We start from the raw sequence: 20844 nt of genomic DNA on the forward strand, positions 1-20844 counted from the left end.
CGTGGCCATCACCCTGGGCCCCAACCAGTACGGCAAAGCGGAGGTCCGCCTGGTCACGGTGCGCCGCGACGGCCCGGTGCACCACCTGAAGGACCTGACGGTGTCGACGTCGCTGCGCGGCGAGCTGGCCGCGACGCACCTGACCGGCGACAACGCCGGGGTGCTGGCGACCGACACGCAGAAGAACACGGTGTACGCCTTCGCGAAGGAGGCGCCGGTCGGTGAGATCGAGGACTTCGGCCTGCGGCTGGCCCGCCACTTCACCGGCACGCAGGAGAACATCACGGGCGCGCGCGTCAAGATCGACGAGCACGGCTGGGACCGGATCGCCGTCGGCGGCGAGCCGCACGACCACGCGTTCAGCCGCTCCGGCGACGAGCGCCGCACGACGGCGGTGACGGTGCGGGACGGCCGCGCGTGGGTCGTGTCCGGCATCGACGGCCTGACCCTGCTGAAGTCCACGGGTTCGGAATTCCACGGTTTTCCCCGCGACGAGTACACGACCCTGGCCGAGACCGGGGACCGGATCCTCGCCACCGCCGTCACGGCGAAGTGGCGCTACCAGGGCGAGGACCTCGACTGGGCTTCGAGCCACCGCGAGATCCGGCGGGTGATGCTCGAGACGTTCGCGACGAAGCACAGCCTTTCGCTGCAGCAGACGCTGTACGCGATGGGTTCGGCGGTGCTCGAGGCGCGGCCGGAGGTGGCCGAGGTGCGGTTGTCGCTGCCGAACAAGCACCACTTCCTGGTGGACCTGAGCCCGTTCGGGCTGAAGAACGACAACGAGGTGTTCTACGCGGCGGACCGGCCGTACGGGTTGATCGAGGGCACGATCCTGCGCGACGACGCCGAGGACGCGGGGCCGGCCTGGGACCTCCACTGAGAAGCGCAAGTTGATAGAACGCTCTATTATCACGGCGTGGCAGGGACCAAGGAACGCATCATGGCCGCCGGGGCGGAGCTCTTCCGGCGCAACGGCTACGCCGGCACCGGCCTGAAGCAGATCGTCGCCGAGGCCAACGCGCCCTTCGGGTCCCTCTACCACTTCTTCCCCGGTGGCAAAGAACAGCTCGGCGAAGAGGTCATCCGGACTTCCGGGCTCGCCTACATCCAGCTCTTCGACCTCTTCATCGCACCCGCCGCGGACCTTGTCAGCGGCATCGAAGCTTTCTTCGCCGCCGGGATCGCGACCCTCGAAGCCACCGGCTACGTCGAAGGCTGCCCGATCGCGACCGTCGCCCTCGAGGTCGCCGCCACCAACGAACCGCTGCGGAAGGCCACCGCCGATGTCTTCACCGCCTGGATCGACGCCGGGACCGAGCGGTTCGCGCGGTTCGGGCTCGGCCCGCAAGCCGCGCGGACCCTCACCATCACCGCCGTCAACAACCTCGAAGGCGCCTTCGTCCTCTGCCGCTCGCTGCGGGACACCGAAGCCATGGCCGTCGCCGGGGCCGCGACCGTCGACGTCGCCCGGCGACTCCTCCAGGAGCGCACACAACTTTAGTCGGGAATCCAACACGAGTCACCAACATGGCGCTTGACCACACAGCAAATCACCACCCATCCTGCGGAATGGTCTAGTCCTCCTGCCTCACAACGCCGTCCGGTTGGAGCCGCCATGCGCCGAATCCTCGCCGTCTTCGCCACTGCCCTGGCCGCCGCCTCGATCACCAGCACCCCCGCCCAGGCCCTCGAAAACGGCCTCGCCCGCACCCCGCCGATGGGCTGGAACACCTGGAACACCTTCGAGTGCAACATCAGCGAAACCCTCGTCAAGCAGACCGCCGACCTCATGGTCAGCTCCGGCATGCGCGACCGCGGCTACGCCTACGTCAACCTCGACGACTGCTGGATGACGAAGTCCCGCGACAGCGCCGGCAACCTGGTCGCCGATCCCGCGAAGTTCCCCAGTGGCCTCAAGGCGCTCGGCGACTACATCCACGCCCGCGGCATGAAGTTCGGCATCTACGAAAGCGCCGGCACCATGACGTGCCAGAGCTACCCCGGCAGCCTCGGCCACGAACAGGCCGATGCCACCCTCTTCGCGAGCTGGGGCGTCGACTACCTCAAGTACGACAACTGCTTCAACAACGGCAGCAACAGCCAGCAGGACTACATCCGGCGCTACTCGGCGATGCGCGACGCGCTGAAGGCCACCGGGCGCCCGATCGCCTACAGCATCTGCGAATGGGGTGACTTCGCCCCGGCGACCTGGGCCGGGGACGTCGGCAACCTGTGGCGCACCACCGGCGACATCAGCAACAACTGGGGCAGCATCGACTCGATCTACCGCCAGAACGTCGGGCTCGCCTCCGCCGCGAAGCCGGGCGCCTGGAACGACCCGGACATGCTCGAAGTCGGCGACGGCATGGACTTCCAGGAAGACCGCGCGCACTTCACGCTGTGGGCGGCGATGGCCGCGCCGCTGATCGCCGGGGCCGACCTGCGCTCCGCGAGCGTCGCCACCTTCTCGACCTACTTGAACTCCGACGTCATCGCCGTGGACCAGGACCCGCTCGGCAAGCAGGCGCGGCGGATCGCGACCGGGAACGGGCTGGACGTCCTCGCGAAACCCCTCCAAAACGGCGACGTCGCCGTGGTGCTGTTCAACGAGAACGGCGCCACGAAGACCGTCTCGACGACGGCCGCCGCGGCCGGGCTGCCCGCCGCGTCGAGCTACCGGCTGACCAACCTGTGGTCGAAGGAGCGGACCACGAGCAGCGGCGCGATCAGCGCGGACGTGCCGTCGCACAGCACGGTGATCTACCGCGTGAAGGCGAACGCGTCCGGCACCAGCGTCGGCACCACCCAGCCGATCCAGGGGGCGTCCTCGGCCCGCTGCATCGACATCAACGGCACCGCCCCCACGCCCGGCCCCCAGGTCGACGTCTGGGACTGCGACGGTGGCGGCAACCAGGCCTGGACGTTCACGAGTGCCGGCGAGCTCAAGGCGAACGGGCTCTGCCTGGACGCCAGTGGCGGCACCAGCGCGGCGGGGACGAAGCTCGTCGCCTGGACCTGCCACGGCGGCGGGAACCAGAAGTTCAAGCTCGCGGCCGACGGCTCGATCACGCAGGCCGGGCTGTGCGTCGACGTCACCGGCGGCGACAAGCCCGCCGGCAACGTCAACGGCACGCAGCTCGAACTGTGGAACTGCAGCGACGACGCCAACCAGAACTGGACACTGAAGTAGCTCAGGTGCCGGTGAGGTGCTCCGGCCGCACCGGGACGCGGGTGAGCGCGAGCCCGGTCGCGGCCCGGATCGCGGCCACGATCGCCGGCGTCGACGAGATCGTCGGCGGCTCGCCGACCCCGCGCAGGCCGTACGGCGCGTGCGGGTCCGGGCGCTCCAGGACGTCGATGGTCATCGGCGGCATGTCCAGCACGGTCGGGATGAGGTAGTCGGTGAAGGAGGGGTTCCGGATCTTCCCGCCGGAGGTCTGGATCTCCTCCATCACCGCGAGCCCGAGCCCCTGCGCCGAGCCGCCCTGGATCTGGCCCAGCACGGCCTGGGGGTTCAGCGCCTTGCCGACGTCCTGGGCGCAGTCCAGCGCGACCACCTTGACCAGGCCCAGTTCGGTGTCGACGTCGACGACCGCCCGGTGCGCGGCGAACGCGTACTGGACGTGGGCGCTCCCCTGCCCGGTTTCCGGGTCCAGCGGGGCTGTCGGCCGGTGCCGCCATTCCACGGTTTCGTCGTAGACGTCGTCGCCGAGAACGTCCACCAGATCGGCGAGCACCTGGCCGTCGGCCGCGACGAGCTTGCCGCCGACGACGCGCACCCGCTGGTCGAACCGGGACAGCAGCCGCGCCCGCACCGCCGCGCAGGCGGCCTGCACGGCGCCGCCGGTGACGTAGGTCTGGCGCGACGCCGACGTCGAGCCGCCGTTGCCGATCGAGGTGTCCATCGGCAGGACCGTCACCTGGTCGACGCCGAGTTCGGTGCGCACGATCTGCTGCATGATCGTCACCAGGCCCTGGCCGACCTCGCAGGCCGCGGTGTGCACGGTCGCGGCCGGTTCGCCGCCGACCAGCTGCAGGCGCACGCGAGCCGTCGAGTAGTCGTCGAAGCCTTCGGAGAAGCAGACGTTCTTGATCCCGACGGCATAGCCGACCCCGCGGACGACGCCTTCGCCGTGCGTCGTGTTCGACACCCCGCCCGGCATGTGCCGCAGGTCGAACGGCCGCTCCGGCGGCATCGGCATCTCCCGCACGCGGGACAGCAGCTCCGCGACCGGCGCTTCCGCGTCGACGACCTGGCCGGTCGGCATCAGATCGCCTTCGCTCATCGCGTTGCGGACGCGGATCTCCACCGGGTCGAGACCACAGGCGTCCGCGAGCTTGTCCATCTGGGACTCGTAACCGAACGCCGCCTGCACCGCGCCGAAGCCGCGCATCGCGCCGCACGGCGGGTTGTTCGTGTACGTGCCCCAGCAGTCCACCGCCACGCTGTCCACTTTGTACGGTCCGACCCCGAGCGTGGCCGCGTTCGCGACCACCGCACCCGTCGAGGACGCGTACGCGCCGCCGTCGAGGTACAGGCGCGTGCGCACGTACACGAGACGGCCGTCGCGGGTGGCGCCGTGCTCGTAGTACATCTTCGCCGGGTGCCGGTGCACGTGCCCGTAGAAGGACTCTTCGCGGTTGTAGACCATCTTCACCGGCTTGCCGGTGTGCAGGGCGAGCAGGCAGGCGTGCACCTGCATCGACAGGTCTTCCCGGCCGCCGAAGGCCCCGCCGACGCCGCCGAGCGTCAGCCGCACCTTCTCGATCGGCAGCCCCAGCGCGGCGACGATCTGCTGCTGGTCGACGTGCAGCCACTGCGTCGCGACGTAAAGATCGACGCCGCCTTCGGTGTCCGGCACGGCGAGCCCGGATTCCGGGCCGAGGAAGGCCTGGTCCTGCATGCCGACCTCGTAGACGCCGGAGACGACGACGTCGGCGGTGGGCTCCTGCGGTCCGCGGCGGATCTTGACGTGCCGGACGACGTTGCCGCCTTCGTGCAGCGAAGGCCCTTCGCCCGCCACAGCCGCTTCGGAGTCCGTCACCGGCTCGAGCTCTTCGTAGGTGACGACGATCCGCTTCATCGCGCGGCGGGCGGTCTCCGGGTGGTCGGCGGCGACCAGCGCCACCGGCTCGCCCTGGTACCGCACGACGTCGGAGGCGAGCACCGGCTGGTCGGTGTGCTCGAGGCCGTAGCGGTTCACGCCGGGGACGTCCTCGTGCGTCAGCACCGCGTAGACGCCGGGCACGGCGAGGGCTTCCGCGATGTCGATGCCGGTGATGCGCGCGTACGGATGCGGGCTGCGCAGCGTCACGCCCCACACCATGTCCTCGTGCCAGAGGTCCGAGGAGTAGGCGAACTCGCCGCGGACCTTCACCGTGCCGTCGGGCCGCCGCGGCGACGTGCCGACGCCGTTCGCGGTCGTCGTCGTGACGGACGTGGTGCTGGTCATCTGCCCTCCCGCAACCGGGCGCTCGCGGCGGCCAGCTCGCGGGCGACGGCGGACTCGTCGGCTTCGCGCAGGGTGCCGTCCTCGACGACGGCCTTGCCGCCGACGAACAGCCTGCGCAGCGGCGGCGTGGTGCCGAGCACCAGCGCCGCGACCGGGTCGGTGATGCCGGCGTAGTTCAGCCCGGTCAGGTCCCAGACGGCCAGGTCGGCGAGCTTCCCGGGTTCCAGGGAACCCAGGTCGTCCGCGCGGCCGAGGCAGCGGGCGCCGCCCATCGTGCCCATCCACAGCGCTTCGCGCGTGGTCAGCCCGCGCGGGCCGCCGCGCTGGCGGGCCTGCAGCAGCGACTGGTGCAGCTCTTCGCCGAGACCGCCGGATTCGTTGGACGCGGCGCCGTCGGCACCCAGGCCGACCGGCACCCCGGCGTCCAGGAGGTCGCGGACGGGCGCGATGCCGGCGCCGATGCGGCCATTGGACGTCGGGCAGTGCGCCGACCCGGTGCCGGTGGCGCCGAAGCGGCGGATCGCGTCGGGCGCGAGGTGGATCGTGTGCGCGAGCCAGACGTCGTCGGCGAGCCAGCCGAGCTTGTCGGCGTACTCGGCGGGCGTGCAACCGACTTCGGCGAGGCACTGCTTCTCCTCGTCGAGCGTCTCGGCCAGATGGGTGTGGAGCCGGACGCCCTTGCGGCGGGCCAGCTCGGCCGCGCCGGACATCAGCCGCTCGGTGACCGAGAACGGCGAGCAGGGGCCGGCGGCGATCTGCAGGTGGGCCCCCGCGGAGTCGTCGTGGAAGCGGTCGATCGCCGCTTCGGTGCCGGTCAGCGCGTCCTCGGTCGACTCGACCAGGTTGTCCGGCGGCAGGCCGCCGTCGGACTCGCCGCGGTCCATCGACCCGCGCACCACGTGCAGCCGGACGCCGATGCGCTGGCGGGCCGCGGCCAGCGCCGCGACCTGGTCACCGCCGTCGCGCGGGAAGACGTAGTGGTGGTCGGCGACGGTGGTGCAGCCGGTCAGCGCCAGCCGGGCCATTCCGGCGGTGCCCGCGGCGTGCGTGATCTCGGCGTCGAGGCGGCTCCAGACCGGGTAGAGCGCGACCAGCCACTCGAAGAGCGTGTGGTCGGCGGCCATCCCGCGGGTCGCCCACTGGTAGAGGTGGTGGTGGGTGTTGATCAGCCCCGGCGTGATCAGGCAGCCTTCCGCCTCGACGCGTTCGTCGAACTCGCCGGTGTACACGCCTTCGCCGACCGCGGCGATCCGGTCGTTCTCGACCACGACGTGCCCGCTCGCGTACTCCTCGCCGGAGACGGTGGCGATGGCCGCGTTCGCGATGAGCGTCCTCACGCGACCCCCTCCTTCGCCGCCGCGCGCACCGCGTCGAGGATCTTCTCGTAGCCGGTGCAGCGGCAGAGGTTGCCCGCGAGGGCTTCGCGGATCTCCTCGTCGGACGGGTCGGGGACGCGGTTCAGCAGGTCGTGCGCCGCGACGACCAGCCCCGGCGTGCAGAACCCGCACTGGACCGCCCCGGCGTCCACAAAGGACTGCTGGACCGGGTCGAGGGTGTCGCCGTCGGCCAGTCCCTCGACCGTGCGCACCACGCGCCCCTCGGCCTGCCCGGCCGCGACCAGGCACGCGCACACCGGAAGGTCGTCGAGGTAGACCGTGCACGATCCGCATTCGCCCTGCTCACAGGCGTTCTTCGAGCCCGGCAGGCCGAGCCGTTCGCGCAGCACGTAGAGCAGGCTTTCGCCCTCCCAGACGTCGTCCGCCTGCCGCGGCTCGCCGTTGATCGTGACATTCAGGCGCATGCGCGCACTCCCGTCCGGTGTTCTTCCCAGGCCCAAGTCAACGTACGCCGCGCTAGTACCCCGAGCGCGTGCTTCCGATACGCGGCGCTGCCCCGGACGTCGTCGATCGGCTCGGCGGCCGCGGCGACCAGGTCGCCGAAGCGGCGTTTCAGGGAGTCCGGCAGCGGCTCGGACGACGTCCACGGCAGCTCGGCGGCCAGGAAGTCCTCGGCGTCCCGGGCGTGGCGCGGGGTCGGCGCGGCCGAGCCGATGGCGGCGCCGACCTTGCCTTGCCGGAGCGAGATCGCGAACGAGCAGACCGCGATGACCATCGCGTTGCGCGTGCCGACCTTCGCGAACTGCTGCGGCCCGGCGTGCGCGGGCAGGTGGACGGCGGTGATCAGCTCGTCCGGAGCCAGTGCGTGCCGTTTCACGCCGACGTAGAACTCCGCCGCGTCCAGCAGGCGGGTCCCCCGCACGGAGGCCACCTCGACCCGCGCGTCCAGGGCGAGCAGCACCGGGTGGGTGTCCCCGGCGGGGGACGCAGCGCCGAGGTTGCCGCCGACCGTGCCGCGGTTGCGGATCTGCGGGGACCCGACCGTGCGCGAGGCCATGGCCAGGGCCGGGACGGATTCACCCAGTTCGGTGATGACCCGGGAGTACGGGACACCGGCGCCGAGCCGGACCGTGCCGTCCGAGTGGTCCACAGTGGACCACTCCGCCAGCTCGCCGACCCGGGTCAGGTCGAGCAGGGCCTCCGGGCGCCGGTGGTCGAAGTTCAGCTCGACCATGACGTCGGTGCCGCCGGCGATCGGCACCGCGCCGGGCAGCTCGGCCTTCACGGCGAGGGCCTCGGCGAGCGTCGTGGGACGCAGGAACTCCACTGGTTGCTCCTTCGAGAGGGCGATAGACCAGTAGACGACGGATCACCGCCGGGCGGCAACGGCGCCACGCATGAAACGCGCAGCAGCGAACCGGGGTGCGTTTGTGCTTTCCTACAAGCCTCATGACGACCGTGAAAACACTGCTGGGCCTGCCCGGGCTGCGGCTGCGCCCCCGGGCCGGGACCGACCTGCTCGACCGGCCGGTGACGCGCATCTACGTCACGGAGCTGTCCGACCCCGGACGGTACCTGTCGGCCGGTGAGCTGGTGCTTTCCGGCCTGCTGTGGTGGCACGCCCCGGGTGACGCCGAGCCGTTCGTGGCCGCGCTGGCCCGGGCGGGCGCGGCGGCGCTGGCCGCGTCCGGCGCCGACTCGGGCGGCATCCCGGACGACGTCGTCGACGCCTGCGTCCGGCACCGGATCCCGCTGCTGGAAGTGCCGCCCGACCTGTCGTTCTCGGTGATCACCGAGCAGGTCGTGCTGGCGCTGGCGGCGGCGTCCGACAGTGCGCGCAAACGTTTGCAGGCGGCCGCGGAGGCGCCGGTCGAGACGCTGCTGGACCGCGCGGCGGCGGAACTCGGGCTGCCCTGCTGGGTGCTGTCGGGCCTGGGCCGGCTGATCGCGGGGACGGCCCCGCCGCCGATGCCGCCCGAGGACGTCGTCCGCCGGTACGCGGCCCGCGAGCCGGGGCCGCTGACGCTGGTCCCGGTCGAGGGGCGGCACGCGGTGCCGTGGCTGATCGCCGTGGGCGGGCCGCTGAGCACCGCGCAGGCCGAGCTGGCCGAGGAGGTGGCGGGGCTCGTCGGGGTCACGCGGGCACGGGCGGTTCCTTCGGCCGCCGAACTGCCCGATGAGGTGTGCGTCGTCGGATTGCGGACCGAAGGCAGCGACGAGAGCCGGGACGTCCTGAGCGAATGGCTGCCGGACGCGCTGCTGCTCGAATCCGCCGGGGAAACGTCGTACGCGGCGACCGCGCTGCGGCCCGCACCGGCCGAGCTGTCCATTGTGGAACCCCTGCTCCGGGCGAAGCGGATCGTCTGCGGCGTCAGCGATGCCGGTCCGCGCGACGAGGCGGCGGAGAGCGCGCGGTACGCGGTGGAGGTGGCGGCCCGGCGGCCGGGCCGGGTGGCGGTGGTCCGGGCCGGTGAAGTGGACGCGCACGAGCTGCTGCTGGCCGGGGCGCCGGCGGGGGTGCGCGCGGCCCTGCGCCGCCGGGTGCTCGGGCCGTTGCTGGCTTACGACGCGGAGCAGCACACGGATCTCGTGCACACGGTCCGGGTGTTCCTGGAGTGCTCGGGCTCGCCGACCCGGGCGGCGAAGGCGTTGCACGTCCACGTCAACACGCTGCGGTACCGGATCGGGCGGGCCGGCGAGCTGCTGGGAACGGACCTGACGGAGTTCACCGACCAGCTCGACGTGTACCTCGCGTTGCGCGCCGGCGACTAGAGCTGCCGAACGCCCGCTCGCCCGCTCGGCGCAGGAGGCGCGCCTCGCACCCCATCGGCCGCCGTTGCGCGTTGCGTGGCCGGGGTCCGGGGGGAGGATGAGGGCGTGAACCCCGACATCGGTTCGGCCCGGCAGGCGGCGGACGACGCCCGCGTGCTGGCCTTCGGGTGGCTGCAGGGCGCGGCACACCGGCTCGGGTACCTGCTCGGGCGGGCGCTGGAGCGCGAATGCGGGATCACGCACCTGATGTACGAGGTCCTGCTGCTCGTGGGCCGCACCGGTGAGGACGGGCTGACCATGCGCTCGATCGCGCAGGAACAGGTGCTCACCACCGGCGGGGCGACCCGGCTGGTCGACCGGATGGTCGCGATCGGGCTGGTGACCCGCACCGCTTCCCCGAGCGACCGGCGGGTCCAGCTCGTCCGGCTGACCACGCTCGGCGAGGAGACGGTCGTGCGGGCCAGCCGCGTGCACGTCGAGAACGTCGAGCAGTTCTTCTTCGGGCCGCTGCCCGAGGACCACCGGGAGCGGTTCGCCGACGACCTGCGGACGTTGAGCCACTTCGCCCGGGACGCGCTCCCGCGGCTGCGCTAGACCGCTGCGTCAGACCACCGTCGCCACCGCGAGCCCGAGGAAGACCACCGGCACCGCGCCGGTGGCGAACCGGCGGGCGCGGACGTGGGCGGCGATCGCCCCGAGGTAGTACAAGGTCAGGCCGCTCGCCGCCGCCACGCCGAGGACCGGAACGCCGAGCAGGCCGAGGAGCAGCCCGGCCGCACCGGCGAGCTTCAGCGTGCCGAGAGCGGGAAGCCAGCCCGGCGGAACGTCGACGGCGGCCGAGGTGGCGAGGACGAACCGCGCTTTCAGCAGGTCCGCGAGGCCGATGCCCGCGTTGAGCGCGATCGTGACGAAAACCATGGCAGTGTGCATGCCTTCCCGACGGGCCCGCCGCCCGGAAGGTGACCGGTCAGGCCGCGACCGGCGTCGCTCCTTCGAGGGTCTCCCGCAGTTTGTCCCGATCCAGCTGGCCTTCGGACTTGGCCACCACGAACGTCGCCACGCAGTTGCCGAGCAGGTTGACGAACACGCGCATCGAGTCCATCAGGCGGTCCGCGCCCAGCAGCAGGGCCACGCCCGCCACCGGGAACGCGCCGATCGCCGCGGCCGTCGCCGACAGGGCCAGGAAGCTGGAGCCCGGGACGCCCGCCATGCCCTTCGACGTCAGCATCAGGATCAGCACGGCCAGCAGCTGCTGGCCGAGCGTCATCTCCACGCCGAACGCCTGGGCCAGAAACACCGTGCTGATCGAGAGGTAGATGGTCGCGCCGTCGAGGTTGAACGAATACCCGGTGGGGACGACCAGCCCCGTCGCCGCGCGCGAGCAGCCGGCGTCGGTGAGCTTGGCCATGATCCGCGGCATCACCGACTCCGTCGAGGCCGTGCCCAGCGCGAGCAGGAACTCTTCGCGCGCGTAGCGGAGGAACTTCCAGACCGAAACCCCGGCGTAGAACCGGGAAATCGCGGCGAGGACGAGCGTGAAGAGCACGGCCGCGCCGTAGCAGGCGGCGATCAGCTTGGCGTAGGTGCCCAAAGTGGACAGACCGTACTGGCCGATGATGAACGCCATCGCGCCGAACGCGCCCAGCGGCGCGACCCGCATGATCCAGCCCATCACCTTGAAGATGATCTGCTGCACCTGGTCCACGAAGTCCAGCACCAGTGGCGCCCGCTCCCGCCCGATCGCGGCGAGCGCCACCCCGAAGAACACCGCGAACACGAGCACCTGCAGCAGCTGGTTCTGCGCGAACGCGTTCACCACGCTGTCGGGGATGGTGTGCAGCAGGAAGTCCCCGGCCGACGGCAGCTGCCCGCCCTTGGTCTGGGCGGTGACGGCGTGCGGGTCGAGCGTCGCCGGGTTGATGTCCAGCCCGGCGCCGGGCCGGAAGACGTTCGCCACGACCAGGCCGAACAGCAACGCGAACGTCGTGACGACCTCGAAGTAGACGATGGCCTTGAGCCCGATTCGTCCGACCGCTTTGATGTCTCCCACGGCCGCGATCCCGGTCACCACGACACAGAAGATCAGCGGCGCGATGATCATCTTGATCAGCCGGATGAAGCCGTCGCCGACCGGCTTGAGCTGGGCGCCGAGCACCGGCCAGAAGTGCCCGACCAGCACGCCCGCGACCACCGCCACGAGCAGCTGCACGAACACCGACGTCCACCAGCGCTTCTTGTTCTCCGCCATGGCGGGACCCTAAGCGTCGGATGTTCCGGCGGTGTTAACGCTCGCAGTGACGTACCCGACGCCCGGAAAACCGGCTGCGGCAGACTGAGCCGCGTGGGCAAGCGCAAGCAGATCCGCGTCGGCCCGCCGCCGGCGACGGCCGAGGAATTCAGTGACGCGCTGCTCGCCGCCGCACCGGGTGACGCCGACCGGCTGGCACCGGGCTTCACCCTGCCCGCCGAACTCGTCGAGGCCGCGGACCGGACCGGGCAGCAGCTGATCGGCCGGGCGTGCCGGGGTGGCTGGCTGCCCGAGGACCTCCACCAGGCGGCCCGGCGCCGCCTGGACGAGTTCGCCGGCTCGTACCTGCTCGACACGCTCGCCGCCTACGCCGGGCAGTTCACCGCCGTGCACCCGGCGTGGCGGGAGCAGCTCGAGGCGGCGGGCGCCGTCCGCTGGTGGACGGAGACCGAGCCGCACCTGCCGCAGTGGGCGGCGAAGCACATCCTGACGCCGTCCGAAGCGGTGGCGGCGGTCATCGAAGCCTTCGGCCTGCTGAAGACGCTGCCGGCGCTGACCGTCGTGCTGCCCGCGCCGGGCACCCCGCTGGAGCGGCCGGTCCGGCAGCACGTCGACGAGAAGAAGCTGAGCCGGGTCCGCGCGCTGCTCGCCAAGGCCGAGTCGAGCTCGTTCCCGGAGGAGGCCGAGGCCCTTTCGGCGAAGGCGCAGGAGCTGATGACCCGCCACGCCCTCGACCGCGTGCTGGTCGAAAGCGCCGAGGCCGCACCCGATCGGCCCGCGGCCCGCCGGATCTGGCTCGACACGCCGTACACCGACGCCAAGTCGCTGCTGGTCCACGTGGTCGCGACGGCCAACCGCTGCCGCGCGATCTTCGACCCGCGCTGGGAGTTCGTCACCGTCATCGGCGACGAGGACGACCTGGACTCGGTCGCGCTGCTGACGACGTCCCTGCTGGTCCAGGCCACGCGGGCGATGATCGCCGACCCGGCCGGCCGCTCGCGTCCGTTCCGCAAGTCGTTCCTCGTCTCCTACGCCACCCGGATCGGCGAGCGGCTCGAGCGGGCGGCGGAAGCGACGATCGCCCAGGCGCCGGAGCTGCTGCCGGTGCTGGCTTCGCACGAGAGGAACGTGGCCGCGGCGTTCACCACGCTGTTTCCCGAAGTGGTGACCAAGTCGGTGACGGTGCGCAGCCACGAAGGCTGGGGCGCGGGCCGGGCGGCGGCCGACCGCGCCCGGCTTGGCGAGTGACGCTCACGCAAGCCGCAGCGCGTACTTCTCCAGTTCCGGCCGCCCGAACGGCAGCTCACCCTCGTCCAAAGCCCCGCAGTCCAAGCCCCGCAGCAGGTAGACCGCCAGCGCCTGCGCGGTGGCCGGCTCGTCCAGCACGCCCCCCGACGTCTTCTCCGCGTACGCGCGCAACCGCTCCACCGCCTCCGGGAATCCCGCCCGGTAGAACGTGTACGTCGCCGCGAAGCGGGTCGGCAGCTGATGCGGGTGCAGGTCCCAGCCCTGGTAGAAGCCCCGCTCCAACGAGCGGCGCACCAGCCGCAGGTGTTCCGCCCACGCCATGGGCAGCGCGTCACCGATCGGGAGCTTGTTCGTCGAGCCGTCCGAGAGGCGGACGCCGGTTCCCGCCGCCGAAACCTGCATCAGGCCCTTGGCCAGGTCCGCCGCCGGGTGCTCCATGCTCTGGTACGCCGCCGCGATGCCGAGGCCCGCGCTGTAGTCGTACGTGCCGTAGTGCAGTCCCGAACAGCGACCCGAGGCGGCGTGCACGATCCGCGCCACCGACAGCGTCCCGTCGAGGTCCACAATGGACTGGGACGTCTCGATCTGCACCTCGAAGCGCAAGGTGTTCTCGGGCAGGTCATACGCGGATTCCAACCGCGCCAGGACTTCCGCGGCGACCGAGACCTGCTCCACGGCCGTCACCTTCGGCAGCGTGACGACGAACCCGGGCGGCAGCGGCCCGTTGTCCAGCAGCGATCCCAGGAACAAGTCCAGGGTGCGGATGCCGCGCCGGCGCGTCGCCGCCTCGAAGCTCTTGAAGCGGATTCCGCAGAACGGCGTACCGCCGGTGGTCGCCAGGGTCTGCCCGGCCGCCAGGGCGGCCGCGTCCTCGACGTCGTCGGCGACCCGGCCGTAGCCGTCCTCGAAGTCGATCCGCAGGTCCTCGATCGGCTCGGTCAGCAGCTTCGCGCGGACGCGTTCGTAGACGTCCGCGTCGGCGCCGAGGAGGTCGCCGTGCTCGATGAAGACCCGCATCGCCTGCTTGCCCCAGTCGGCCACCAGGCGGGTCTTGTACCGCGACGCCGGGACGTAGACCGTGTGCACGGGCTGCCGTCCCGGCCGCTCCCCCGGGTACGACGCCGCGACGCGCGCGTCGGCCGCAGCCAGGCGCGCGTCGGCGGCGTCGTAGACGTCCTCGGGCAGCCGCACTACTTGATCCGCTTGTACGCGGGCAGCGTCAGGAAGTCCGGGAACTCGTCGGCCAGGGCGACCTGCTCGAACAGCTCCACCGCGGGCTCCAGCTGCTCGGGCTTGAGCTCGCCGGCCAGCTCGCCGCGGACGTCGGCCAGCACGCCGCGCACCAGCTCCGCCGTGACGACGTCGCCACTGTCCAAAGTGGTCCCGTTCTTGACCCACTGCCAGATCTGCGAGCGTGAGATCTCGGCGGTGGCGGCGTCCTCCATCAGGTTGTGGATGGCCGCCGCGCCGTTGCCGCCCAGCCAGGACGCGATGTAGCGGACGCCGACGTCGACCGCGGCGCGCAGGCCGGCCGCCGTCGCCCCGCCCGGCGTCGAAGCGACGTCGAGCAGCTGGTCGGCGGTGACGCTCACCTCGTCACGGGTGCGGCCGAGCTGGTTGGGCTGGTCGCCGAGGACCTTGTCGAACTCCTCCTTGCAGAGCTCGACCATGCCCGGGTGCGCGACCCAGGAGCCGTCGAAGCCGTCGCCGGCCTCGCGCGACTTGTCCGCGTGGACCTTCTCGAAAGCGCCCTTGTTGGTCTCGGGGTCCTTGCTCGGGATGAACGCGGCCATGCCGCCGATCGCGAAGGCGCCGCGCTTGTGGCAGGTGCGCACCAGGAGCTCGGTGTAGGCGCGCATGAACGGCGCGGTCATGGTGACCGAGTTGCGGTCCGGCAGCACGAACTTCTCGCCGGCGTCGCGGAAGTACTTGATGACGCTGAACAGGTAGTCCCAGCGGCCCGCGTTGAGGCCCGACGCGTGTTCGCGCAGCTCGTAGAGGATTTCCTCCATCTCGAACGCGGCCGGGATGGTCTCGATCAGCACGGTCGCGCGGACGGTGCCGTGCTCGATGCCGAGGGTTTTCTCGGCGTGGGTGAAGACGTCGTTCCAGAGCCGCGCTTCGAGGTGGCTCTCCATCTTCGGCAGGTAGTAGTACGGGCCCTTGCCGCGCTTAAGCAGTTCGGCCGCGTTGTGGAAGAAGTGCAGGCCGAAGTCGACGAGCGCGCCGACGCCCTCGCGGCCGCCGAAGGTGAGGTGGCTCTCGGGCAGGTGCCAGCCGCGCGGCCGGACCACGATCGTGGCGTGCTCGACGTCGTCCTTCAGGGCGTAGCTCTTGCCGCCGCTCTCCAGGGTGATCGTCTCGCGGACGGCGTCGTAGAGGTTGACCTGGCCGGAGACCACGTTCCGCCAGTGCGGCGTGTTGGCGTCTTCGAGATCGGCGAGCCACACCTTCGCGCCGGAGTTGAGCGCGTTGATGGTCATCTTGCGGTCGGTCGGCCCGGTGATCTCGACGCGGCGGTCCCGCAGCGCGGGCGGCGCGCCGGCGACCTGCCAGTCGCCTTCGCGGATCTCCTTGGTCTCCGGCAGGAAGTCGAGCCGGCCGGTGGTCCGGGCCTCTTCTCGGCGCTTGCCGCGCGCCTTGAGCAGCTCGTCGCGGCGGCCGGCGAAGGCGTCGTGGAGGCCGGCGAGGAAGGCGAGCGCCTCCGGCGTGAGGATCTCGTCGCCGCGCTCGACCGGGTCGCCCAGCACCTGGACTTCAGAAGACATGGGGAAACACCTCGAGGGTTCGGATCTTTGGATAACGGCCCTACGGTTTTCTACCAGCCGGACTATAGTTTCTGCATAGCGGAAGCTCAACGCCGACGTAAGGAGGGCCACCGTGCCGGCGGAGAAGAACGGTCGCGACGGCGGCGTCCAGTCCCTGCAGCGTGCCTTCGAGCTGCTGGAACACCTCGCGGACACCGGCGGCGAGGCCAGCCTGTCCGAGCTGGCGACGCTGTCCGGGCTGCCGATGCCGACGATCCACCGGCTGATCCGCACCCTGGTCGACCTGGGGTACGTCCGCCAGAACACGAACCGCCGCTACGCGCTGGGCGCGCGGCTGATCCGGCTCGGCGAGAACGCGAGCATGCAGTTCGGCGCGTGGGCGCGTCCGCTGCTGGCGGAACTGGTGGAGGAGGTCGGCGAGACGGCGAACCTGGCGGTCTTGGAGCGTGACGAAGTCGTGTACGTGGCCCAGGTGCCGTCGAAGCATTCGATGCGGATGTTCACCGAGGTCGGACGGCGGCTGCTGCCGCACGGGACGGGCGTGGGCAAGGCGATGCTGGCGCACCTGCCCGCTTCCGATGTGCGTTCGCTGCTGGAGCGGACCGGGATGCCCGCGTACACGGAGCACACGTTCACCGAGCCGGACGCGCTGGCGGTGGAGCTGTCGCGGATCGCCTCGCAGGGTTATGCGCTGGACGAGGCGGAGCAGGAGCTCGGGGTCAGGTGCGTCGCGGTGGCGGTGCCGGGGGCGCCGGTCCCGGCGGCGGTGTCGGTGTCGGGACCGTCCGGGCGGCTGACCGCCGAGGCGGTGGCGCACATCGCCCCGGCGGTGCAGCGGGTCGCGGACGCCCTGGGAGCGAGCCTGTCCCAGGCGGTCACGGTCTGACGCTGAGTGCCCGCCCGACCACCCATGCCGATATCGTGATCGGCATGCCTGATCTGTTTCGCACTGCTCGAGCCCGAGAGATCCGGCAGCTTCTGGCCGAGCAGACAGCGTTACTCGACGATCTGCTCAGGACTCAACGCGAACACGATCGGCGGCTGGGAAGCACCCACGCCAAGCTCGGCGGCCTGAGGCGGACGATGGACGATGGTTTCGCTGGGTTGAACAGCCGACTCGAGCACATGGCGGGGCTCGCCCAAAAGCTCGCCGACAAGAGCTGACCGCTCAGCTCAGCTCGCCCGCCAGCAGGTCCATCAGCAACCCGTCGTGCCAGGTGCCGTCCGGGGCGCGTTCGTAATCTCGCAACACTCCGACCGGGCGGAAGCCCACCTTCGTGTACACCCTGATCGCCGTCTCGTTCGACGCGGCCGGGTCAATCGTCAGCCGGTGGTGGCCCTGGGCGAACAGGTGCGCGGCCAGGGCGCGGATGGCGTCCGTGCCGACGCCGCGGCCGTGGAAGCCCGGGTGCACCGAGATGTCGATGCCCGCGTGGCGGTACTGCGGATCCAGCTCCTCACAGCTCTGGATCAGGCCGACGACTTCACCGTCGAGTTCGATGACGTAGACGGTGTAGCCCTCTTCGACCTCATACAGGCCTTCGGTCTCGCGATCGGGGTCGCCCCACCAACGGGCGACCTCCGGAGTGGCCAGGATTTCGCGCACCCGGGGGCGATCCGCTGGGCCGATCGGGCGCAGCCGCACCCGATTGCCGTGAATGGCGGTCATGATGGGTCCTCTCTCGTAGCGAATGACGGCTTCGGGGCGTCTGTCACGAGGAGGGGCACGAGCGGAAGTGCGTCAACCGGGCATCCCCGGATTCTGCGCCGGCGCACGACCGCCCGTCATCCGAATATCGCCGGAGGGCCGCATGGACCCGTACACCGGCGGCGCACTGAACTGGCTCGCTCAGGGCGCCGCTTCGAACCTGCTGGACCGGCTCGTGGACCGCGCGCTCGACGGCTCGCCGCAACCGCCCACGTGGCCGCGTCCGGCGAAGTCCGCGCCGGGAACGGTCGAAATCTCGGTTCGCCACCACACCGCCGCGAAGGTGCGGACGCCGGTGATCCTGACGCTGCAGGAAGACGGCAGCCGGACGGGCACGGCGTTCTCGGTGGTGCTGGGCCACACGGCCCGCATCGCCGTCCCGAGCGGCCGCTACTTCGGCGCGGCGATGGTGGTGGATCCGGCCCGGCGCACGCTCCAGGGGATCGGCTGGTCCCGGCTCACGGTGACGGCCCACGGGACGTCCCCGTGCCTCATCCCGGCCGGACGGCCGTCGGCGCCGGTGATGCTGCAGCTGGGCCTGCGCCGGCCCGACGGGACGCCGCTGTTCCGGATCTGATGTCGCGCGTCGCAAGTTGTTTGACGTCCGGGAAGAGCGGGGACCGGGCCGCTGTCACTGAACTTCGGACGCGCGAGGCTAGCCGAGCAGGGCGTCCACGAACGCGCCGGGCTCGAACGGCGCCAGGTCGTCCGGGCCCTCGCCGAGGCCGACCAGCTTCACCGGGACGCCCAGCTCCTTCTGGACCTGGAACACGATGCCGCCCTTGGCGGTGCCGTCCAGCTTCGTCAGGACGATGCCCGTCACGTCGATGACCTCGGCGAACACCCGCGCCTGCATGAGCCCGTTCTGGCCCGTGGTCGCGTCGAGGACCAGCAGCACCTCGTCGACCTTCGCCTGCTTCTCCACGACGCGCTTGACCTTGCCCAGCTCGTCCATCAGGCCGGTCTTCGTGTGCAGGCGGCCCGCCGTGTCGACCAGGACCGCGTCGACCCCCGTGTCCACGCCGCGCTTGACCGCGTCGAACGCCACCGCCGCCGGGTCCGCGCCCTCCTTGCCGCGGACGACCTCCGCGCCCACGCGCTCGGCCCACGTCTGCAGCTGGTCGGCCGCCGCCGCGCGGAACGTGTCCGCCGCGCCCAGCAGCACCGTTCCGCCCTGCGCCACCAGGACGCGGGCGAGCTTGCCCGTGGTCGTCGTCTTGCCCGTGCCGTTGACCCCCGCGACCAGCACCACAGCGGGCTGCTTCTTGCCGTCGACGGTGTGCGGCAGCGCCCGGACCGCGCGGTGGCCGTCGGTGGACAGCTGCGCCGTCAGCACCTCGTGCAGCACTTCGCGCGCCTCGGCCGACGACCGCACCGCACGCCGGGAGAGCTCGTCGCGCAGGCGCTCGACGATCTGGTTCGTGGTGGCCGCGCCGAGGTCGGCCATCAGCAGCGTGTCCTCGACGTCCTGCCAGGAGTCTTCGTCGAGGTCGCCGGCGCCGAGCAGGCCCAGCAGGCTCGTGCCGAACATCGAGCGCGACTTCGTCAGGCGGCCGCGCAGCCGCTCCATGCGGCCCGCCGCCGGCTCGATCTGCTCGGCGACCGGGGCCGGTTCGACGACCTCGGCGTCCGGCAGCTTGACGTCGCGGACCGTGCGCTGCGCCGAGTCGCGCGGCACCGCCGCGTCGTCGCCCACCGCGGGCTGGCCGTCGACCTCCGGCCGGTCCTCGACCGGGTGCTCGTCAGCGGGGGCTTCCACGGGGGCCGCCGTGCCGCCGGGCGCGAGGGCGATGCCCCCGCTCGCCGCGTACGAACCGCCCTTCGGTTTCTCCTCGACCTCGCGCTGGGCGTCCAGGCTGATCCGCCGCCTGCGCGCGATCAGCAGGCCGGTCACCAGCAGGGCGACCAGGACGACGACGGCGACGACTACGAACAGGAACCAGGTGCTCGACACGGACCCATCCTTTCATCCGCGCTCCCCGCGCGCCGGACCCCGCCCCGCACAGGCAATTCATCACGACCTGGGTCCCGATTGGGGCAAGACTTCACCAAGTGGGTTGCGTCACAGGGGAGGCTCCACTAAACCCCTCCGGATGGGGATGCGAGCCAGCCACGGCTTCCGGGTGATCGGCCTGATTTCGGGCACGTCGCTCGACGGGATCGACGTGGCCGCCGCCGACCTGCACGCCGAAGACGGCACGGTCGTGCTGACGCCGCTGGGCGAGCTCGACGTCCCCTACCCCGAGCCGCTGCGCGAGGGCCTGCTCGCGGCGTTGCCGCCGAACCCGTGCACCGCCGGCGAGCTGACGCGGCTGGACACCGGCGTCGGCCAGGCGTTCGCCGACGCGGCCCGGCGTGGGGCCGCGGAACTCGCCGATGGCCGCGCGGACCTGGTCGCGTCGCTGGGCCAGACGGTGTTCCACTGGGTCGAAGACGGGCACGTCCGCGGCACCCTCCAGCTCGGCCAGCCCGCCTGGATCGCCGAAGCGACCGGGCTGCCGGTGTGCGCCGACCTGCGCGCCCGCGACGTCGCCGCGGGCGGGCACGGCGCGCCCCTGGCGAGCACGCTCGACCAGCTCTGGCTGCGCGGCCTCGCCGAGGACACCGGCCGGCCGGTCGCCGCGCTGAACCTCGGCGGCATCGCGAACATCACCGTCGTCGCCGACGGCGAACCGGTGATCGCCTACGACACCGGCCCCGCCAACGCCCTGCTCGACCTCGCGGCCCACCGCGTCGCCGGGCAGCGCAGCGACGTCGACGGCCGGCTCGCCCTCGGCGGGTCGGTGCGCGCCGACCTGCTCCTCCGGCTGCTCGCCGACCCGTACTTCGCCGCCGCGCCACCGAAGTCCACCGGCAAGGAGCACTTCAACGCCGGCTACCTCGACGCGGCCGCGGCCGGCCTGGACCCGGTCGCCCCCGGCGACCTGCTCGCGACGCTGACCGAGCTGACCGCCGTCACCGTGGCCGACCAGTGCCACCGCCACGGCGTCACGACCGTGATCGCCTCCGGCGGCGGCGTCGCGAACCCGGCGCTGATGGCGGCGCTGGCCCACACCCTGCGTTCGGCGGTGCTCAAGACCAGCGACGACCTCGGCCTGCCCGGCGCCGGCAAGGAGGCGTACCTCACCGCGTTGCTGGGCTGGCTCACCTGGTGCGGCGTGCCCGGTACGGTGCCGTCGGCGACCGGTGCCCGCGGCCCGCGCGTGCTCGGCGCGCTTGTTCCGGGCGCCGGGCCCTTGATCCTTCCCGCCCCGCTGGGGGGCGCCGTGACGCGGTTGCGAGTCGCGGAGAAGGCCGGATGACGGTA

The 20844-nt window shown here is 71.7% G+C and carries 20 protein-coding genes; 10 read left to right on the forward strand and 10 right to left on the reverse strand.

Annotated elements, in window-relative coordinates:
- Nucleotide 1 precedes the first annotated feature (1 nt).
- The 3 genes from pucL (at nucleotide 2) to AB0M30_RS15770 (ending at nucleotide 3193) form a co-directional block, all read left to right on the forward strand.
- A complete protein-coding gene (gene pucL, locus AB0M30_RS15760) occupies nucleotides 2–883 on the forward strand; it encodes a factor-independent urate hydroxylase (protein WP_364584586.1) in 882 nt (293 codons plus the stop codon).
- Between the two features lie 60 nt (nucleotides 884–943).
- A complete protein-coding gene (locus AB0M30_RS15765; RefSeq protein ID WP_364584903.1) occupies nucleotides 944–1504 on the forward strand; it encodes a TetR family transcriptional regulator in 561 nt (186 codons plus the stop codon).
- Between the two features lie 114 nt (nucleotides 1505–1618).
- The gene (locus AB0M30_RS15770) at nucleotides 1619–3193 is read left to right on the forward strand and encodes a ricin-type beta-trefoil lectin domain protein (protein WP_364584588.1); all 1575 of its coding nucleotides are present in this window, start codon (nucleotides 1619–1621) and stop codon (nucleotides 3191–3193) included.
- Nucleotide 3194: 1 nt separating this feature from the next.
- On the opposite strand, the gene pucD is transcribed toward AB0M30_RS15770, so the two are convergent.
- The 4 genes from pucD to AB0M30_RS15790 are packed head-to-tail and all read right to left on the reverse strand — an operon-like array spanning nucleotide 3195 to nucleotide 8120.
- Nucleotides 3195–5456: a xanthine dehydrogenase subunit D gene (pucD, locus tag AB0M30_RS15775; RefSeq protein ID WP_364584590.1), complete on the reverse strand. Its 2262-nt coding sequence runs from the start codon at nucleotides 5454–5456 to the stop codon at nucleotides 3195–3197.
- Nucleotides 5453–6793 (reverse strand): 8-oxoguanine deaminase, encoded by a 1341-nt coding sequence (locus tag AB0M30_RS15780; protein ID WP_364584592.1) that lies wholly within the window; start codon nucleotides 6791–6793, stop codon nucleotides 5453–5455. Before AB0M30_RS15780 ends, pucD begins: the two co-directional genes overlap by 4 nt.
- Entirely contained in the window at nucleotides 6790–7257 is a 468-nt protein-coding gene (locus AB0M30_RS15785) for a (2Fe-2S)-binding protein (protein WP_364584594.1), read from the reverse strand. Before AB0M30_RS15785 ends, AB0M30_RS15780 begins: the two co-directional genes overlap by 4 nt.
- Nucleotides 7248–8120 carry a xanthine dehydrogenase family protein subunit M gene (locus tag AB0M30_RS15790; RefSeq protein WP_364584596.1) on the reverse strand — a complete coding sequence of 291 codons (873 nt, stop codon included), beginning with the start codon at nucleotides 8118–8120 and terminating at the stop codon, nucleotides 7248–7250. Before AB0M30_RS15790 ends, AB0M30_RS15785 begins: the two co-directional genes overlap by 10 nt.
- Before the next feature lie 122 nt (nucleotides 8121–8242).
- Between AB0M30_RS15790 and AB0M30_RS15795 the strand changes: the two genes are divergently transcribed.
- Complete coding sequence (locus AB0M30_RS15795; protein WP_364584597.1) at nucleotides 8243–9565, forward strand: PucR family transcriptional regulator ligand-binding domain-containing protein; 1323 nt, start codon at nucleotides 8243–8245, stop codon at nucleotides 9563–9565.
- 105 nt (nucleotides 9566–9670) lie between these two features.
- Entirely contained in the window at nucleotides 9671–10159 is a 489-nt protein-coding gene (locus AB0M30_RS15800) for a MarR family winged helix-turn-helix transcriptional regulator (protein ID WP_364584599.1), read from the forward strand.
- Between the two features lie 9 nt (nucleotides 10160–10168).
- Here the strand turns inward: AB0M30_RS15800 and AB0M30_RS15805 are convergent, their stop codons facing one another.
- Both AB0M30_RS15805 and dctA read right to left on the reverse strand, forming a co-directional pair.
- The gene (locus tag AB0M30_RS15805; RefSeq protein ID WP_364584600.1) at nucleotides 10169–10483 is read right to left on the reverse strand and encodes a DoxX family protein; all 315 of its coding nucleotides are present in this window, start codon (nucleotides 10481–10483) and stop codon (nucleotides 10169–10171) included.
- Between the two features lie 49 nt (nucleotides 10484–10532).
- Nucleotides 10533–11813 carry a C4-dicarboxylate transporter DctA gene (gene dctA, locus AB0M30_RS15810; protein WP_364584602.1) on the reverse strand — a complete coding sequence of 427 codons (1281 nt, stop codon included), beginning with the start codon at nucleotides 11811–11813 and terminating at the stop codon, nucleotides 10533–10535.
- A 93-nt stretch (nucleotides 11814–11906) separates the two neighbouring features.
- Between dctA and AB0M30_RS15815 the strand changes: the two genes are divergently transcribed.
- Complete coding sequence (locus tag AB0M30_RS15815; protein WP_364584604.1) at nucleotides 11907–13061, forward strand: DUF2786 domain-containing protein; 1155 nt, start codon at nucleotides 11907–11909, stop codon at nucleotides 13059–13061.
- 3 nt (nucleotides 13062–13064) lie between these two features.
- Here AB0M30_RS15815 and AB0M30_RS15820 read toward each other — a convergent pair whose 3' ends face one another.
- Entirely contained in the window at nucleotides 13065–14252 is a 1188-nt protein-coding gene (locus tag AB0M30_RS15820; protein WP_364584606.1) for an aldolase, read from the reverse strand.
- A complete protein-coding gene (aceB, locus tag AB0M30_RS15825; protein ID WP_364584608.1) occupies nucleotides 14252–15829 on the reverse strand; it encodes a malate synthase A in 1578 nt (525 codons plus the stop codon). Before aceB ends, AB0M30_RS15820 begins: the two co-directional genes overlap by 1 nt.
- Nucleotides 15830–15941: 112 nt before the next feature.
- Between aceB and AB0M30_RS15830 the strand changes: the two genes are divergently transcribed.
- Together AB0M30_RS15830 and AB0M30_RS15835 are read left to right on the forward strand one after the other, a co-directional pair.
- Nucleotides 15942–16715: an IclR family transcriptional regulator gene (locus tag AB0M30_RS15830; RefSeq protein ID WP_364584610.1), complete on the forward strand. Its 774-nt coding sequence runs from the start codon at nucleotides 15942–15944 to the stop codon at nucleotides 16713–16715.
- Between the two features lie 44 nt (nucleotides 16716–16759).
- Complete coding sequence (locus tag AB0M30_RS15835; RefSeq protein ID WP_364584611.1) at nucleotides 16760–16993, forward strand: hypothetical protein; 234 nt, start codon at nucleotides 16760–16762, stop codon at nucleotides 16991–16993.
- Nucleotides 16994–16997: 4 nt separating this feature from the next.
- On the opposite strand, the gene AB0M30_RS15840 is transcribed toward AB0M30_RS15835, so the two are convergent.
- Complete coding sequence (locus AB0M30_RS15840; RefSeq protein WP_364584613.1) at nucleotides 16998–17498, reverse strand: GNAT family protein; 501 nt, start codon at nucleotides 17496–17498, stop codon at nucleotides 16998–17000.
- A 142-nt stretch (nucleotides 17499–17640) separates the two neighbouring features.
- On the opposite strand from AB0M30_RS15840, the gene AB0M30_RS15845 reads away from it, so the two are divergent.
- Nucleotides 17641–18114 (forward strand): hypothetical protein, encoded by a 474-nt coding sequence (locus AB0M30_RS15845; RefSeq protein WP_364584615.1) that lies wholly within the window; start codon nucleotides 17641–17643, stop codon nucleotides 18112–18114.
- 78 nt (nucleotides 18115–18192) lie between these two features.
- Here the strand turns inward: AB0M30_RS15845 and ftsY are convergent, their stop codons facing one another.
- A complete protein-coding gene (gene ftsY / locus AB0M30_RS15850) occupies nucleotides 18193–19491 on the reverse strand; it encodes a signal recognition particle-docking protein FtsY (RefSeq protein ID WP_364584616.1) in 1299 nt (432 codons plus the stop codon).
- 139 nt (nucleotides 19492–19630) lie between these two features.
- Here ftsY and AB0M30_RS15855 point away from each other — a divergent pair, with 139 nt between their 5' ends.
- Nucleotides 19631–20839, forward strand: a complete 1209-nt coding sequence (locus AB0M30_RS15855; RefSeq protein WP_364584618.1) for an anhydro-N-acetylmuramic acid kinase — start codon at nucleotides 19631–19633, stop codon at nucleotides 20837–20839.
- The last annotated feature ends 5 nt before the right edge of the window (nucleotides 20840–20844 follow it).

This window comes from Amycolatopsis sp. NPDC051716 (assembly GCF_040681595.1).
Lineage (GTDB): Bacteria > Actinomycetota > Actinomycetes > Mycobacteriales > Pseudonocardiaceae > Amycolatopsis.

Bases quoted from the DNA above. Each gene is read 5' to 3' on its own strand.
- pucD (WP_364584590.1), bottom strand. From the start codon at position 5,456: ATGACCAGCACCACGTCCGTCACGACGACGACCGCGAACGGCGTCGGC.
- AB0M30_RS15770 (WP_364584588.1), top strand. From the start codon at position 1,619: ATGCGCCGAATCCTCGCCGTCTTCGCCACTGCCCTGGCCGCCGCCTCG.
- AB0M30_RS15765 (WP_364584903.1), top strand. From the start codon at position 944: ATGGCCGCCGGGGCGGAGCTCTTCCGGCGCAACGGCTACGCCGGCACC.
- AB0M30_RS15795 (WP_364584597.1), top strand. From the start codon at position 8,243: ATGACGACCGTGAAAACACTGCTGGGCCTGCCCGGGCTGCGGCTGCGC.
- AB0M30_RS15840 (WP_364584613.1), bottom strand. From the start codon at position 17,498: ATGACCGCCATTCACGGCAATCGGGTGCGGCTGCGCCCGATCGGCCCA.
- AB0M30_RS15835 (WP_364584611.1), top strand. From the start codon at position 16,760: ATGCCTGATCTGTTTCGCACTGCTCGAGCCCGAGAGATCCGGCAGCTT.
- AB0M30_RS15805 (WP_364584600.1), bottom strand. From the start codon at position 10,483: ATGGTTTTCGTCACGATCGCGCTCAACGCGGGCATCGGCCTCGCGGAC.
- AB0M30_RS15855 (WP_364584618.1), top strand. From the start codon at position 19,631: ATGGGGATGCGAGCCAGCCACGGCTTCCGGGTGATCGGCCTGATTTCG.
- AB0M30_RS15785 (WP_364584594.1), bottom strand. From the start codon at position 7,257: ATGCGCCTGAATGTCACGATCAACGGCGAGCCGCGGCAGGCGGACGAC.
- aceB (WP_364584608.1), bottom strand. From the start codon at position 15,829: ATGTCTTCTGAAGTCCAGGTGCTGGGCGACCCGGTCGAGCGCGGCGAC.
- AB0M30_RS15845 (WP_364584615.1), top strand. From the start codon at position 17,641: ATGGACCCGTACACCGGCGGCGCACTGAACTGGCTCGCTCAGGGCGCC.
- dctA (WP_364584602.1), bottom strand. From the start codon at position 11,813: ATGGCGGAGAACAAGAAGCGCTGGTGGACGTCGGTGTTCGTGCAGCTG.